Genomic DNA, 15,847 nt, shown 5'->3' with positions numbered 1-15,847 from the left:
GATCCCGCAAGCGGAGTTACTTGATCCGCTGGCCTGGCTTGGCGCCGCTGTCCGGGCTCAGCAGGTAGATCTCTTCGCCGCCAGGGCCGGCCGCCATCACCATGCCTTCGGAAATGCCGAATTTCATTTTCCGTGGCTTGAGGTTGGCGATCATCATGGTCAGGCGACCGTCGAGCTTGGATGGGTCCGGATAAGCGCTCTTGATGCCGGAGAACACATTGCGCTGCTCGTCACCGATATCCAGGGTCAGGCGCAGCAGCTTGTCGGCACCTTCCACGTGCTCGGCCTTGACGATCAGCGCCACGCGCAGGTCGACGGCGGCGAAGGTGTCGAAGTCGATTTCCGGCGACAGCGGGTCCTTGGCCAGTTCGCCGTTGCCCGCAGGCTTGGCTGCACCGGTATCGGTCTGGCTGGCGGTCAGGTCTTCTTTCGAGGCGTCGGTCATGGCTTGTACTTTCACGGGGTCGATCCGCGTCATCAGCGGCTTGAATTCGTTCAGCTGGTGGTTGCTCAGCAGCTGCTGGTGGTCGTTCCAGGTCAGCGGGGCGACGTTGAGGAATGCCTCGGCGTCGGCGGCCAGCAGCGGCAGCACCGGCTTGAGGAAAATCACCAGCTGGCGGAACAGGTTGATGCCGGTGGCGCAGATGGCCTGGACTTCATCCTGCTTGCCTTCCTGCTTGTTCAGCGACCATGGCGCCTTGTCGGCGATCCAGGCATTGGCGCGGTCGGCCAGGGCCATGATTTCGCGCATGGCACGGGCAAAGTCACGGGCCTCATAGGCGTCGGCGATGCTTGGCGCGGCGGCGAGGAAGGCTTCGGTCAGCTCCGGCGCGGCATTCTGGTCCACCATCACGCCGGCGTTGCCTTTGTGGATGAAGCCGGCGCAACGGCTGGCAATGTTCACCACCTTGCCCACCAGGTCGGAATTGACCTTCTGCACGAAATCTTCGAGGTTCAGGTCCAGGTCGTCGACGCCACGGCCCAGCTTGGCCGCGTAGTAGTAACGCAGGTATTCCGGCGACAGGTGGTCGAGGTAGGTCCGGGCCTTGATGAAGGTCCCGCGGGACTTGGACATCTTCTGGCCGTTGACGGTCAGGTAGCCGTGCACGTTGATGCCGGTCGGCTTGCGGTAGCCGGCGCCTTCGAGCATGGCGGGCCAGAACAGCGCGTGGAAGTTGACGATGTCCTTGCCGATGAAGTGGTACAGCTCGGCCGTCGAGTCCTTGCCCCAGAACGCGTCGAAGTCCAGCTCCGGCGTGCGGTTGCACAGGTTCTTGAAGCTGGCCATGTAGCCGATCGGCGCGTCCAGCCAGACGTAGAAGTACTTGCCCGGCTCGTCCGGGATCTCGAAGCCGAAATACGGCGCGTCGCGGGAGATGTCCCACTGCTGCAGGCCGACATCCAGCCATTCGGCGATCTTGTTCGCCACGGCGTCCTGCAGGGTGCCGCTGCGGGTCCATGCCTGCAGCATCTGCTGGAAGTCCGGCAGCTTGAAGAAGAAGTGCTGGGAATCCTTGAGCACTGGGGTGGCGCCGGAGATTGCCGACTTCGGATCCTTCAGGTCGGTCGGGGCGTAGGTGGCGCCGCATTTTTCGCAGTTGTCGCCGTACTGGTCTTCGGTGCCGCATTTCGGGCAGGTGCCCTTGATGAAGCGGTCGGCCAGGAACATCTGTTTTTCCGGGTCGAAATACTGCGTGATCGAGCGCGTGGCGATGTGCCCGGCGTCGCGCAGCTTCAGGTAGATCTGGCTCGACAGCTCACGGTTTTCTTCGGCGTGGGTCGAGTGGAAGTTGTCGAAATCCACCAGGAAATCGGCAAAGTCGGCGCTGTGTTCAGCCTGGACATTGGCGATCAGCTGTTCCGGGGTGATGCCTTCCTTTTCCGCGCGCAGCATGATGGCCGAGCCGTGAGCGTCGTCGGCGCAGACATAAATGCATTGGTTGCCGCGGTGTTTCTGGAAGCGCACCCACATATCGGTCTGGATATATTCCAGCATATGGCCGAGGTGGATCGAACCATTGGCATAGGGCAGGGCGCTGGTGACGAGGATCTTGCGTGGCTCGGACATGGGGCTCGGCTACTTGATGAAACGGAGGTCGGCCACTATAAAGCGCCGGCGCATATTTTTCACCCTTCGGGCCGGTTTCCGGGCGGGGTGGGTGCCGGGGTTCGCGGCAAGGGACGAGCTCCCTCGCCACAAATGAGTGCGCGGCGTAGGATAGCCGCCTGATTTTCCAGACTTGTCATCGGAGTTGCCCATGAGCGCCGTCAATCGCGCAGCGGTGGAAGCCGTTCTTCGCCAATACACCGACCCCTACCTGAACCAGGATCCGGTCAGTGCCGGTTGTGTCCGTTCCATCGACATCCAGGGCGATGAGGTTCGCGTCGAACTGGAGATCGGCTATGCCGCCGGTCTGTTCAAGAGCGGCTGGGCCCAGTTGCTCAAGCTGGCCATCGAAAACATGGACGGCGTGGTCATCGCTCGCGTCAATGTCACCAGCGTGATCGCCGCGCACAAGGCCCAGGCGCAGATCCCGGGCCTGGCCAACGTCAAGAACGTGGTAGCGGTGGCGTCCGGCAAGGGCGGCGTGGGCAAGTCCACCACCGCGGCCAACCTGGCCCTGGCGTTGGCTCGCGAAGGCGCCAAGGTGGGGATTCTCGATGCCGACATCTATGGCCCGAGCCAAGGCATCATGTTTGGCATCGCCGAAGGTACGCGGCCGCAGGTCAAGGACCAGAAATGGTTCGTACCGATCAAGTCCCACGGCGTCGAGGTCATGTCCATGGCCTTCCTGACCGACGACAACACGCCGATGGTCTGGCGCGGGCCGATGGTTTCCGGCGCGTTGCTGCAACTGGTGACCCAGACCGCCTGGGGCGACCTGGATTACCTGGTGATCGACATGCCGCCGGGTACCGGTGATATTCAGTTGACCCTGGCGCAGAAAGTCCCGGTGGCCGGCGCGGTCATCGTCACCACCCCGCAGGACCTGGCGTTGCTGGATGCGCGCAAGGGCGTGGAGATGTTCCGCAAGGTCAATATCCCGGTGCTCGGCGTGGTGGAAAACATGGCCGTGCATATCTGCTCCAACTGCGGCCACGCCGAGCACCTGTTCGGCGAGGGCGGTGGCGAGAAGCTGGCGACCCAGTACGGCGTCGAACTGCTGGCCTCGTTGCCGCTGTCGATGCTGATTCGCGAGCAGGCCGACGGCGGCAAGCCGACCGTGATCGCCGAACCGGAAAGCCAGATCGCCATGGTCTATCAGGAGCTGGCGCGCCATGTCGGCGCGCGCATCGTGTTGCAGGAAGCCGCGGCACCGGCGATGCCGAACATCACTGTCAGCGACGACTGAAGCGGTTGGCCCAATAAAAAAGCCCGGTGCATTGCACCGGGCTTTTTTTATCGGCCGTGTAGAGGCGGGCTCAAATCCGCAGGCCGCCGTCCAGCTCGAGAATCCGCCCGGTGTAATAGTCGTTCTCGAAGATATAGGCCGCCGAATGGGCGATTTCTTCCGCCTTGCCCATGCGCTTGAGCGGGATGCCGGAAGTCATTCTCTCCAGGGCTTCGGGCTTCATGCCCAGGGTCATTTCGGTTTCGATGAAGCCCGGTGCGATACCGGCCACGCGGATGCCGTAGCGCGCCAGTTCCTTGGCCCAGGTCACGGTCGCCGCGGCAACCCCGGCCTTGGCCGCGGAGTAGTTGGTCTGGCCGATATTGCCGGCACGGGAAATCGACGAGATGTTGATGATCGCGCCGCCGGTTTTCAGCTCGACCATCTTCGCCGCGACTTCGCGAGTGCAGAGGAATACGCCGGTCAGGTTGACGTCGATCACCGACTGCCACTGGGCCAGGCTCATCTTGCTCAGCTCGCCGTCCTTGACCTTGAGCAGCAGGCCATCGCGCAGGATGCCGGCGTTGTTGATCAAACCGTGAATGGCGCCGAAATCTTCGGCGACCCGGGCGACCATGTGTTCCACCTGCTCCTCATTGGCGACGTTGCACAGGTAGGCCCGGGCTTCGCCGCCGGCGGCCTGGCAGGCGGCAACCGCCTGGTCGAGCTTTTCCTGGTTCAGGTCGACCAGCGCCAGCCTGGCGCCTTTGCTGGCGAAATACTCCGCCATGGAGCGGCCCAGGCCCTGGCAACCGCCGGTGATAATGATTACTTTGTCATTGAGTTGCATTCGCATGCCCCGATAGCAGACTGGGAGTGGTGTCCTTTTTAAGGCATCTCTCTGTGCGACGGGCATGGCCTGGCTGCAGATGAGATTTGCCCTGATGGCGTTGCTGGAAACTTTGTCCCAGGCGCCCGTCCGTTTTAGACGGATTCTATATAAGGAGTCATAAATTGAGCGTTGAAGCTGCGAAGCATGCACGAGAATTACTGCTCAAGGAATACCGTGGCGTGCTGTCGACACACTCCAAGGCCATGCCGGGCTTTCCCTTCGGTTCGGTGGTTCCTTATTGCCTGGACGAGCAGGGCCGGCCACTGATCCTGATCAGCCGGATCGCCCAGCACACCCATAACCTGCAGAAGGACCCCAAGTGTTCGCTGCTGGTGGGCGAGCGCGAAGCCGAAGACGTCCAGGCGGTGGGACGCCTGACGTACCTGGCCGAGGCCGAGAAGCTCGAAGACGCCGCGGCGATCGAAGCGGCCGCCGAACGCTATTACCGGTATTTCCCGGATTCGCAGAATTATCACAAGGCCCACGACTTCGACTTCTGGCTGCTCAAGCCGGTGCGTCATCGCTACATCGGCGGCTTTGGCGCGATCCACTGGATCGAGCAGGTGACGCTGGCCAATCCTTTCGCCGGCAAGGCCGAGCTGAGCATGGTCGAACACATGAACAGCGACCACGCCAAGGCCATCGCCCATTACGTCGACCTGGCCGGTTTGCCGAAAACCGCTGCGGCGCAGCTGGTCGGCATCGACACCGAAGGCATGCATTTGCGGATCGGCCAGGGGCTGTACTGGCTGGCATTCCCAAGCCCTTGTAATACGCCGACACAAGTGCGCGAGGCCTTGGTTTTTCTGGCTCACGCCGAGCAATGGCCGAAAAATGCCGACGCCGAGGCTTGAATTCACGAATTGCCGACGTCATCTAGGGTCTACTGGAAGGCATTTTCTTCCGTAGAGGAAACCATTTGATGCGCCCTTTTCTGTTGCTCTTTCTGCTGTTCCCGGTGCTAGAGCTGTTCGTCTTCGTCAAAGTCAGCGGTGCGATCGGGTTTTTCCCGGCGTTGCTGCTGATCATCCTGGGCTCGATGCTGGGTGTGCTGGTCCTGCGCGTCGCGGGGCTGGCCACGGCATTGCGTGCCCGTGAAAGCCTGAACCGCGGCGAACTGCCGGCCCAGACCATGCTCGAAGGCCTGATGCTGGCCTTGGCTGGCGGCCTGTTGATCCTGCCAGGCTTCATCAGCGATATCTTCGGCCTGTTCATGCTGTTGCCGCTCACCCGTCGTCTGCTGGCCGGCAAGATGCGCCAGCGCGCCGAAGAGCAGGCCATTCGTCAGCGTGCCTTCGCCGACGACATGCAGGCTGCCCGTGGCGGACCCGCGCCGCAGCGCCCTCTGGGGCGTGAACCGAATGTGATCGAAGGCGAGTTCGAGCACCGCGATTCCTAAGCTTCTCAATGATCGACACGGCACCTTCGGGTGCCGTGTTCGTTTTGCCCGGCTGACAATCAAAAAAAAAATCACTGGGCAGCCCTTGTAATAGGCTTGTGCGCCCACATGTATCGGTCACCGCAAGGTTTCTGGTGGCGACACCAGACAGACTTCTGCGACTCGCTCGTCGAGCCGCAACCGGCCACGCCGGATTTGTTAACCCGCCGGTAACGACACCGGCCGCTGAAAACCACAATTAGGAGAGATCGACAATGAAGCTTCGTCCTCTGCATGACCGCGTCGTCATCCGTCGCAGCGAAGAAGAATCGAAAACCGCTGGCGGTATCGTTCTGCCAGGTTCGGCCGCTGAAAAACCTAACCGTGGCGAAATCGTCGCCGTAGGTACCGGTCGCATCCTCGACAACGGTGAAGTACGTGCGCTGGCCGTGAAAGTGGGTGACAAGGTTGTGTTCGGCCCTTACTCCGGCAGCAACACTGTGAAGGTAGACGGCGAAGACCTGCTGGTAATGGCCGAGAACGAAATTCTCGCCGTTATCGAAGGCTGATTACCCGCTCATTTTCCCGTTACTACAAAGTATTTAAGGAATATCGATCATGGCTGCTAAAGAAGTTAAATTCGGCGACTCCGCCCGCAAGAAAATGCTCACCGGCGTTAACGTCCTGGCTGACGCGGTAAAAGCGACCCTGGGCCCGAAAGGCCGTAACGTGATCATCGAGAAGAGCTTCGGCGCTCCGACCATCACCAAGGACGGCGTTTCCGTCGCCAAAGAAATCGAGCTGAAAGATCGCTTCGAAAACATGGGCGCGCAGCTGGTAAAAGACGTTGCTTCCCGTGCCAACGATGACGCCGGCGACGGTACCACCACCGCCACCGTACTGGCTCAGTCGATCGTCAACGAAGGCCTGAAAGCCGTCGCTGCCGGCATGAACCCGATGGACCTGAAACGCGGCATCGACAAGGCGACCATCGCCATCGTCAAGGAGCTCAAAGGTCTGTCCAAGCCATGCGCCGATTCCAAGGCCATCGCTCAGGTCGGCACCATCTCCGCCAACTCCGACAACTCCATCGGCGACATCATTGCCGAAGCCATGGAAAAAGTCGGTAAAGAAGGCGTGATCACCGTTGAAGAAGGCTCGGGCCTGGAAAACGAACTGTCTGTCGTTGAAGGCATGCAGTTCGACCGTGGCTACCTGTCCCCTTACTTCATCAACAAGCCGGACACCATGGTCGCCGAGCTGGACGGCCCGCTGATCCTGCTGGTGGACAAGAAGATCTCCAACATCCGCGAAATGCTGCCAGTGCTGGAAGCCGTTGCCAAAGCCGGCCGCCCACTGCTGATCGTGGCTGAAGACGTTGAAGGCGAAGCCCTGGCGACTCTGGTTGTGAACAACATGCGCGGCATCGTCAAAGTCGCTGCCGTCAAGGCACCAGGCTTCGGCGACCGTCGCAAGGCCATGCTGCAGGACATCGCCGTCCTGACCGGCGGTACCGTCATCTCCGAAGAGATCGGTCTGAGCCTGGAAAGCACCACCCTGGAGCACCTGGGTAACGCCAAGCGCGTGATCCTGTCCAAAGAAAACACCACCATCATCGACGGTGCTGGCGTTGAAGCGGACATCCAGGCTCGTGTGACCCAGATCCGTCAACAAGTGGCCGACACTTCGTCCGACTACGACCGTGAAAAACTGCAAGAGCGTCTGGCCAAGCTGTCCGGCGGCGTTGCGGTGATCAAGGTTGGCGCCGGTTCCGAAGTTGAAATGAAAGAGAAGAAAGCCCGCGTTGAAGACGCCCTGCACGCTACCCGCGCAGCCGTCGAAGAAGGCGTGGTGCCTGGCGGTGGCGTAGCCCTGATCCGTGCTCTGCAATCGATCAGCGGCCTGAAAGGCGACAACGCCGACCAGGACGTGGGTATCGCTGTTCTGCGTCGCGCTGTCGAAGCTCCTCTGCGCCAGATCGTTGCCAACTCCGGCGACGAGCCAAGCGTAGTGGTCGACAAGGTCAAGCAAGGCGAAGGTAACTACGGTTACAACGCTGCTACCAGCGAATACGGCGACATGATCGAAATGGGCATCCTGGACCCAACCAAGGTGACCCGTTCGGCGCTGCAAGCTGCATCCTCCATCGGCGGTCTGATCCTGACCACCGAAGCGGCTGTTGCTGAAATCGTTGAAGACAAGCCTGCAGCTGGCGGCATGCCAGACATGGGCGGTATGGGCGGCATGGGCGGCATGATGTAAGCCAGCCTTACCCCGTACGAAAAAGCCCCGCCGGTGAAAGCCGGCGGGGCTTTTTTATGGGCTGGAGTTTCTTGCCCGGGCCATGGCCAGCGCGAGCAAGCTCGCCCCTACCGGGGGCGTGGCTGTGCGGCAGCCAGCCTGCTCGCGCAAGGACCTCAGGCATTCACTGGCTCCGCCTCCGCTGCGGGGGCAGCCTTGCCTGCCGGTCGATAGAGAATGAAATAGTAGGTCCCCAGGCAGATCAGCCAGCAGAAGATCGCGGTCCAGACGTTGTGGGAGAAGAAATGGGCTCCCTGCAGCATGCGCCCCACCGAAAATACGCTGCCCAGGACAATGGCAAACAGCAGGGCCTTGCGCGCCAGGCGCGGGCGGCGGTCACGCAGGGCGAAAAACAGCGCGAACAGGGTGAAACCGGTGGCGGCATGGCCACCTGGCCAGCAGCGGCCGGGCTTGTCGGTCGCGGGGCGGGGGCTGAGCAGTTCGCTGTAGGTTTCCTTGCCTCCGAATTCTTTCAGGCTCCACGGGCATTGCACGGCGGTGATGGCCTTGACCGGAGTGACGAACGCGGTGGCCAGGGCCAGCGACAGCACCAGGCAGCCCAGCTCGCGTTTGAACGGCTTGAGGCGCGGGACGAAGAAGGCGCCGATGAAGCCGACAATAGCCAGCACGGAAAAGACGATGACCGCCTGTTTGGCCCGATCATGCAGGATGTTCTCCAGGAAATAACTGTGGCCACCGATGAAACCACCAGCGGCGGGGTCGTAGAAATACCGCGCCAGGACCATGTCCAGCGAGGTCAGTTCAAGCAGCAGCAAGCTGACGGCAGCCAGGGCGGGAACGCCCAGGCAGATCCACCAGTTCAGCGCCCTGGAGGTGGGGCGGGCAAGGGTCGGGGCCATGGAAAGTCCTTCGAGGAAAGCGTTGCGGTCGCGGATTTGCGCGGAGTCTGGAGCGGCCTTCGTCGCCGGCTTGTGAAGCCTGGGTGAAAAACTCGTCAAGGCCCTGCAAGCCTGGCCCGGCATTCGCCGCAGGGCATTGAACAGCCCTAGCCGTCAGCCACGCTTGGCCTTAAGCTGCGCGAGCCAAGACGGCCGTAACTGTGTGCGGAGAGAGTGCCCATGCGAATTCTACTGGTTGAAGACAACCGCGATATTCTGGCCAACCTGGCCGATTACCTGGGGCTTAAAGGCTATACCGTGGACTGCGCCCAGGACGGTCTGTCGGGCCTGCACCTGGCCGCCACCGAACATTACGACCTGATCGTGCTCGACATCATGCTGCCGGGTATCGATGGCTACACCCTGTGCAAACGCCTGCGCGAAGATGCCCGCCGCGATACACCGGTGATCATGCTCACCGCCCGCGATCAACTGGACGATCGCCTGCAGGGCTTCAAGTCCGGGGCCGACGATTACCTGGTCAAGCCCTTTGCCCTGTCCGAGCTGGCCGCGCGCGTCGAAGCGGTCATGCGTCGCACCCAGGGCGGCGGGCGCCGGACCCTGCAAGTCGGCGACCTGAGTTATGACCTCGACACCCTGGAAGTCACCCGTGAAGGGCGCCTGCTCAAGCTCAACCCGGTGGGCCTGAAGTTGCTGGCGGTGCTGATGCAGAAGAGCCCGCACGTGTTGCGTCGCGAAATTCTCGAAGAGGCGCTGTGGGGGGACGACTGCCCGGACAGCGACAGCCTGCGCAGCCACGTTCACCAATTGCGCCAAGTGATCGACAAGCCATTCGCCAAGCCGTTGCTGCATACCGTGCATGGTGTCGGTTATCGCCTGGCCGAGGGGCGTGATGGAGTTTAAGCAAAGCCTTGCCCAGCGGATCATCATCGCCTTCGCGTTGATGAGCGCGCTGGTCGCTGGAGCCTTCGCCCTGGGGATCGTGGCGACGGTGCATCTGGTGGAAGAAAAGCTGATTTCCGCAGGCCTGGGCGGTGACCTGCAGCGCCTGCTGTTGATGGACAGCGTTTCCGACTGGAGCCACCGTCCCGAGCCGGACCAGCTGTTTTACTTCAGCGGCGGGCGTGGCGACTTCGAGCTACCCAAGGATCTGCGGCATCTGGACCCGGGCTTCCATGAGGTCTTTCGCGAACAGCTGTCGTATCACGCCATGGTCGAGGTGGTCGACGGCCGGCGCTACGTGTTGCTGCAAGACCAGAGCGATTTCGAGGAGCGCGAGCGGGTGCTCTTCGCGGTGGTGCTGGTGGGCTTCGTCCTGAGCCTGGCCCTGGCGGTGTTCCTGGGCTGGGTGCTGGCGCGCCGGGTGATGGCGCCGGTGGTGCGGCTGGCGCGACAGGTACGGCATCGCGACCAGCTTCTGGGGCTGGCGCCGCCATTGGCCCCGGACTACGCGGCGGACGAGGTGGGGGAACTGGCCGTGGCCTTCGACGCTACCTTGGGACGCCTGCGCCAGGCGCTGAACCGCGAGCGCCTGTTCACCAGCGATGTCAGCCACGAACTGCGCACGCCGCTGATGGTGCTGGCCAGCTCCTGCGAGCTGCTGCTGGAAAACCCGGCGATCGACCAGCGCGGTCGGGCCCAGGTCGAGCGCATCGCCCGGGCATGCGGCGAGATGCGCGAGCTGGTCCAGACCTTCCTGATGCTGGCGCGTGCCCAGCGCGAAGACGGCGGCATATCGCCCCAGGCGACCTTGAGCCAGGTCGCCGAGGACCTGGTGGGGCTGTGGGGCGGCCCGATCAGGCAAAAAGGCCTGGAGCTGATCTTCGATGCCGGCCAGCCGCTGGACACCCGCTATAACGCCACCTTCCTGCACGCGGTGATGGGCAACCTGCTGCGCAACGCCTTGCACTACACCGAGCAGGGTTTCATTCGCTTGAGCCTGGAGCCGAGCGGCTTCGTGGTCGAGGACAGCGGTGTCGGCATTCCCGAGGAAAAGCGCGAGGCGATGTTCGAGCCCTTCGTGCGCGGCAACGAGAAGCGCGGCGAAGGCCTGGGCCTGGGCCTGTCGCTGGTGCAGCGCATCTGCGAAGACCAGGGCTGGAGTGTCAGCCTCAGCACCATGGAGCCCAATGGTTGCCGCTTTCATGTCGAGTTGAACTGCCGCGCCGCGTGAGAGGTCTCTATCACTTCAGCGTCAGGGCCGTCAGCCTGGAAATAACGGGTTGAGGGTCTCGGGCGACTGTCGAGCGCTTGTAAAATCCTGAAATATTTGTGCTCTGGACCGGACGAAGTTTTCACAAAGACATGACCTGACGCTGACATGCCGCTGCCTAAGGTAGGGGCCATCAGATTCAGGAGACTGTGTGATGGCAACCCCGATCAAGCTGGAATTTTCCGAGAAGTACGACGAACAGCACGCTCAGGAGTATTTGCTCAAGCATCAGGATGGCGTCGCCCGCCGGATGTCCCACAAGCGTGACGAGCAGTTGGCGCGCGCCGCGCTGGCCATGGCCGGAGAACCGGGGCTGGTGCTGGACCTGCCTTGCGGCGCCGGGCGTTTCTGGCCGTTGCTGGCGGAGAAACCCAACCGCGTGATCATCGGTGCGGACAACTCCGCGGCCATGTTGAAGACCGCCACGGTGGCGCAACCGGCCGAGGTGGTGAAACGGGTACAACCCTTGCAGACATCCGCGTTCGACATCGATTTGCCGGATAACGCCGTCGACAGCATTTTCTGCATGCGGCTGCTGCACCACATTGGCGAGTCGTCCCATCGCCTGGCTCTGCTGCGGGAGTTCCAGCGGGTTACCCGGGACAGCGTGATCGTTTCGTTGTGGGTCGATGGCAACTTCAAGGCCTGGAAGCGCAAGCGCATGGAAGTTCGGCGCAAGGAAGAATCCGGGCAGGAAGGTTACCAAAACCGCTTTGTGTTACCGGCTGCCACGGTTGAAGAAGAATTCAAGCAGGCCGGTTTTCGGGTTCAGGATCACTTGGACTTTTTCCCGCTCTACGCCATGTGGCGAGTCTATGTATTACGCAAGAGGTAACAGGATGGCCGTTGAACATGCACCGGGAATGGAAGTCGCTGCTGTGGACCGTTTCGATTACTTCTGGAGCCAGCACGGGGATTGGGTAGAAGAACCCAATCAGCGTCGCGGCGGGGAAAGTGGCGTTCAACGACTTCCGGGTGCTGACGGGCGGGTGCTGTACGCCAAGCGCCAGATCGGCCATCTGTACCGCAACTGGTTGCATCCTTTCGGACGTCCCACGGTGCTGCGCGAGCAGGATGCGCTCAAGGGCCTGGACCGACTCCAGGTCGGCGTGCCGCGCCTGGTGTTCTGCGGCGCCCAGCGTGATTCCCAGGGCCAGTGGCGTGCCTTGCTGGTGACCGAGGCGCTGGACGGCTTCGTGGAAATCGACCACTGGTACGCCGCCGGCGAGCGCGAGCGTCATGGCGAGGCCTTGCACGAGCGCCTGCTCCAGGCGCTGGCAACCACGCTGGCGCGCATGCACCTGGGGCGCTGGCAGCATGGCTGCCTGTACAGCAAGCATGTGTTCGTGCGGGTCACGGGCGAAGGCGAAGCGGCGAAGGTGGATATCGCGCTGCTGGATTTCGAGAAAAGCCGCCAGCGCCTGAGCGCCAAACGGGCTGCGGCCCATGACATGAAGCAATTGCGTCGCCACTCGTCGTGGAGCGCCACGGACTGGGACAAACTCTACTATTTTTATAGGGCGGCGTTTGGCAGCGCTATCAAAGGTTTATAGCGATGAAGCTCGAAATCGCACGAGGTCTTTTTTTAGTAGGAGCCTTGGCAGTTGCGTCCTTGGCCGTGGCTGCCTGGGAGCAGCCCCGCACGGAAGTTCTCAGCACCGCGCATGGTGATGCGCATTGCCCGTTGCCTCGGGTCGTCAAGACACCCCAGGCAGCCCAACCCGATCATGACCTGCTGTTGTTCATGTTCGGCCTGACTCAGGGAATGAGGCCACAAAGTTGAAGACCATCAAGCCCGATAAAAAGGCCTCGCATCGCGAGGCCTTTTTCATGGCCGGCCCTTCATTTGTCCGGCCTGGCCAGCAGCGTGTAGATGCAGGGCAGCACGAACAGCGTGAACAGGGTGCCGATCGACATCCCCGTGGCGATCACCGTGCCGATGTCGAACCGGCTGACCGCGCCGGCGCCCGTGGCCAGGATCAGCGGCACCATGCCGAAGACCATCGCCGCGGTGGTCATCAAGACCGGCCGCAGGCGAATGGCCGCGGCCGCCTCCACGGCCTCGCGCGGCGTCAGGCCCTGGTCCTTGCGTAGCTGGTTGGCGAACTCGACGATCAGGATCCCGTGCTTGCTGATCAGGCCGATCAGGGTCACCAGACCGACCTGGGTATAGATATTCAGGCTCGACCAGCCCAGGAACAGCGGGATCAAGGCCCCGCAGATCGACAGCGGGACTGTCACCAGGATCACCACCGGGTCGCGGAAGCTTTCGAACTGCGCCGCCAGCACCAGGAAAATGATCGCCAGCGCCAGGCCGAAGGTCACCCACAACGCGCTGCCTTCCTGGACGAACTGTCGCGAGGCTCCGGCAAAGTCGAAGGCGTAGCCCGGCGGGGCTTCTTCTTCGGCGATCTGGCGCACGGTCTCGACCGCTTCGCCCATGCTGACGATCGGGAACCCGGAGATGGTCGCGGCGTTGAGTTGCTGGAACTGGTTTAGCTGGCGTGGCCGGGCTCGATCGGTGACGGTGATCAGGGTCGACAGCGGCAGCGCCTCGCCCTGGGCGTTTTTCACGTAATAGTTGTTCAGCCATTCGGGGTTGTCGCGGTAGGCCCGTTCGACCTGCGCGATGACCTTGTAGCTGCGCCCGTCAATGGTGAAGCGGTTGATTTCCGCTTCGCCGAGCAGGGTGGCCAGGGTCCCGCCCAGGTCGAGCATCGACACGCCCATCTGCGCCGCCTTGGCGCGGTCGATGTCGACCACCACCTCCGGCTTGTCGAAGGCCAGGTCGATGTCGACGAAGGCGAACTTGCCCGATTCCATGGCGCGCCTCTTTACCCGGTCGGACAGCTCCAGCAGCGACTCGTAGTCGTTGGCGCTGTTGATCACGAAGGCGAACGGCAGCCCCTCGCCAGTGCCCGGCAGCGACGGCAGGTTGAAACCGAAGACCTGCAACCCGGCGATGTTCGAGAGCCGGGCCTGGACTTCGGGAAGGATCTGCATCTGCGTGCGCTCGCGTTCGTTCCAGGGCTTGAGCAGGAAACCGCCGATACCCGATTGCACGCCGTTGAAGCCGTTGATCTGGAACGACGAATAGTATTCGGGGAAGGTCTTGAAGATTTCGAGGAACTCGTCGGTGTAGGTGTTGAGGTAATTCAGGTTGGCTGGCTGGGGCGCGGTGGCCATCATGAAAATGATGCCCTGGTCCTCGTCCGGGGCCAGTTCCGACTTGGTGAACTTGAGCAGGGCCGGGATCAGGCACAGCACGATCAGGGCAAACACCAGCACCACCGGCCGGGTATTGAGGGTGGCATGCAGCAGGCTCTGATAGCGGCGCTTGAGGCTTTCGAAGATCAGGTCGAGGCGGTGGGCCAGGCCGCTGGGGTTTTCGTCGTGGCGCAGCAGCAGGGCGCACATCATCGGCGACAGGGTCAGGGCGACGATTCCGGAAATCACCACGGCGCCGGCCAGGGTCAGGGCGAATTCCTTGAACAGCGCCCCGGTGAGCCCCTCGAGGAAGCCGATAGGGGCGTAGACCGCGGCCAGGGTGATGGTCATCGACACCACCGGCATGGCGATTTCCCGGGCGCCCTCGAGGGCCGCGTCGAGCGGCGTCTTGCCTTCTTCGATATGCCGGTGGATGTTCTCCACCACCACGATCGCGTCGTCCACCACCAGGCCGATGGCCAGCACCATCGCCAGCAGGGTCAGCAGGTTGATCGAGTAGCCCATCAATTGCATGAAGAACATCACGCCGATCATCGACAGCGGAATGGTCACCACCGGAATCACCACCGAGCGCAGCGCGCCGAGGAACAGGAACACCACCACGATCACGATCAGCACGGCTTCGAACAGGGTCTTCACCACCTCGTTGATCGAGGCCTGGATGAACAGCGTGGCGTCATAGGCGATCTCGGACTTGAGGTTGGACGGCAGCTGGGCCTCCAGCTCCGGCATGATCTTGCGCACCTCCTTGATCACATCCAGCGGGTTGGCGGCCGGGGTCGCCTTGATGCCGATGTACACCGAAGGGATGCCGCCAAACGAGCTGATGGAGTCGTAGTTCTCGGCGCCCATCTCCACCCGTGCCACATCGCTGAGCAGCACCCGGCTGTCGCCTTCGGTCCGCAGGGGAATGGCGGCGAAAGCTTCGGCGGACTTCAGCTCGGTGCTGGCATTGATGCTGGTGACCACGTACTCGCCCTTGACCTCACCGGCCGCGGACAGGAAGTTGTAGCGGCGCACCGCATTGGTCACGTCGCTGGAGCTCAGGCCATAGCCGGCGAGCTTGACCGGGTCCAGCCACAGGCGCATGGCGAAGGCCTGGTTGCCGAGAATCTCGGCCTCGGCCATGCCCGGCAGGGTCGCCAGCTTTGGCTGGATCACCCGCGACAGGTAATCGGTGATCTGCGGGTTGTTCAATTGCTCGCTGAAAAAACTGATGTACATCAGCGCCGAGGCGTCGGCGGCTTCCTTGCTCAGCACCGGGTCCTCGGCGTCCTGGGGCAGCTTGTTCTTCACCTCGTTGGCCTTGGCCAGCAGCTCGGTGAACAGGCGGTCGCTGTTGGCGCCGATACGGGCGTAGATCGAGATCACCGAAAAGTTCTGGCGACTGACCGAGGTCATGTAGTCGATGCCCTCGGCGCTGGCCAGGCTCTGCTGCAAGGGTTGGGTGATGTAGCCCTGGATGGTCTCGGCATTGGCCCCCGGGTAGGCGGTGGTGACCGTGATCAGGGCGTTTTCCATTTGTGGATACTGGCGCAGCGGCAGTTTGCTCCAGGCCTGGAAGCCCAGCAGCACGATCAACAGGCTGACTACGGTGGCCAGTACCGGACGACGGATGAACGGGTCTGTAAAAGCCATGAGGAG

Annotated in this window: 14 protein-coding genes; 10 read left to right on the top strand and 4 right to left on the bottom strand. The window is 62.2% G+C overall.

What is annotated here, in order from left to right:
* Nucleotides 1–16: 16 nt before the first annotated feature.
* Nucleotides 17–2,068, bottom strand: a complete 2,052-nt coding sequence (gene metG, locus BLV20_RS13730) for a methionine--tRNA ligase (RefSeq protein WP_092302280.1) — start codon at nt 2,066–2,068, stop codon at nt 17–19.
* A gap of 190 nt (nt 2,069–2,258) precedes the next feature.
* Here metG and apbC point away from each other — a divergent pair, with 190 nt between their 5' ends.
* On the top strand, nt 2,259–3,353 hold the full coding sequence (gene apbC, locus BLV20_RS13725) for an iron-sulfur cluster carrier protein ApbC (protein ID WP_009045357.1): 1,095 nt from the start codon (nt 2,259–2,261) through the stop codon (nt 3,351–3,353).
* A gap of 70 nt (nt 3,354–3,423) precedes the next feature.
* Here apbC and BLV20_RS13720 read toward each other — a convergent pair whose 3' ends face one another.
* A complete protein-coding gene (locus BLV20_RS13720; RefSeq protein ID WP_092302278.1) occupies nt 3,424–4,182 on the bottom strand; it encodes an SDR family oxidoreductase in 759 nt (252 codons plus the stop codon).
* Between the two features lie 164 nt (nt 4,183–4,346).
* Between BLV20_RS13720 and BLV20_RS13715 the strand changes: the two genes are divergently transcribed.
* From BLV20_RS13715 to groL, 4 genes are all read left to right on the top strand, one after another.
* Complete coding sequence (locus BLV20_RS13715) at nt 4,347–5,078, top strand: HugZ family pyridoxamine 5'-phosphate oxidase (RefSeq protein ID WP_092302276.1); 732 nt, start codon at nt 4,347–4,349, stop codon at nt 5,076–5,078.
* 68 nt (nt 5,079–5,146) lie between these two features.
* Nucleotides 5,147–5,623 (top strand): FxsA family protein, encoded by a 477-nt coding sequence (locus BLV20_RS13710; RefSeq protein WP_092302274.1) that lies wholly within the window; start codon nt 5,147–5,149, stop codon nt 5,621–5,623.
* 254 nt (nt 5,624–5,877) lie between these two features.
* Nucleotides 5,878–6,171: a co-chaperone GroES gene (locus BLV20_RS13705; protein ID WP_009050540.1), complete on the top strand. Its 294-nt coding sequence runs from the start codon at nt 5,878–5,880 to the stop codon at nt 6,169–6,171.
* A gap of 49 nt (nt 6,172–6,220) precedes the next feature.
* Nucleotides 6,221–7,864 carry a chaperonin GroEL gene (gene groL, locus BLV20_RS13700; protein ID WP_007932705.1) on the top strand — a complete coding sequence of 548 codons (1,644 nt, stop codon included), beginning with the start codon at nt 6,221–6,223 and terminating at the stop codon, nt 7,862–7,864.
* Nucleotides 7,865–8,019: 155 nt separating this feature from the next.
* Here groL and BLV20_RS13695 read toward each other — a convergent pair whose 3' ends face one another.
* Nucleotides 8,020–8,763, bottom strand: coding sequence for a phosphatase PAP2 family protein (locus BLV20_RS13695; RefSeq protein WP_092302272.1), 744 nt, complete (start codon nt 8,761–8,763; stop codon nt 8,020–8,022).
* Nucleotides 8,764–8,982: 219 nt separating this feature from the next.
* On the opposite strand from BLV20_RS13695, the gene colR reads away from it, so the two are divergent.
* The 5 genes from colR to BLV20_RS13670 all read left to right on the top strand — a co-directional run bounded on the left by colR (nt 8,983) and on the right by BLV20_RS13670 (nt 12,758).
* Nucleotides 8,983–9,666: a two-component system response regulator ColR gene (gene colR / locus BLV20_RS13690; RefSeq protein WP_092302270.1), complete on the top strand. Its 684-nt coding sequence runs from the start codon at nt 8,983–8,985 to the stop codon at nt 9,664–9,666.
* The gene (locus BLV20_RS13685; protein ID WP_092302268.1) at nt 9,656–10,936 is read left to right on the top strand and encodes a sensor histidine kinase; all 1,281 of its coding nucleotides are present in this window, start codon (nt 9,656–9,658) and stop codon (nt 10,934–10,936) included. The genes colR and BLV20_RS13685 overlap by 11 nt, the downstream gene beginning before the upstream one ends.
* Nucleotides 10,937–11,129: 193 nt before the next feature.
* Nucleotides 11,130–11,810: a class I SAM-dependent methyltransferase gene (locus BLV20_RS13680; RefSeq protein ID WP_092302266.1), complete on the top strand. Its 681-nt coding sequence runs from the start codon at nt 11,130–11,132 to the stop codon at nt 11,808–11,810.
* A 4-nt stretch (nt 11,811–11,814) separates the two neighbouring features.
* Nucleotides 11,815–12,528 carry a lipopolysaccharide kinase InaA family protein gene (locus BLV20_RS13675; protein ID WP_092302264.1) on the top strand — a complete coding sequence of 238 codons (714 nt, stop codon included), beginning with the start codon at nt 11,815–11,817 and terminating at the stop codon, nt 12,526–12,528.
* Nucleotides 12,529–12,530: 2 nt separating this feature from the next.
* A complete protein-coding gene (locus BLV20_RS13670) occupies nt 12,531–12,758 on the top strand; it encodes a hypothetical protein (protein ID WP_092302262.1) in 228 nt (75 codons plus the stop codon).
* Nucleotides 12,759–12,817: 59 nt separating this feature from the next.
* Here the strand turns inward: BLV20_RS13670 and BLV20_RS13665 are convergent, their stop codons facing one another.
* On the bottom strand, nt 12,818–15,841 hold the full coding sequence (locus BLV20_RS13665; RefSeq protein ID WP_092302260.1) for a multidrug efflux RND transporter permease subunit: 3,024 nt from the start codon (nt 15,839–15,841) through the stop codon (nt 12,818–12,820).
* Nucleotides 15,842–15,847 lie beyond the last annotated feature (6 nt).

The sequence above is a fragment of the Pseudomonas sp. NFIX28 genome, assembly GCF_900107395.1.
Taxonomy (GTDB): Bacteria; Pseudomonadota; Gammaproteobacteria; order Pseudomonadales; family Pseudomonadaceae; genus Aquipseudomonas.
This window is presented reverse-complemented; position numbering and strand designations above follow the sequence as displayed.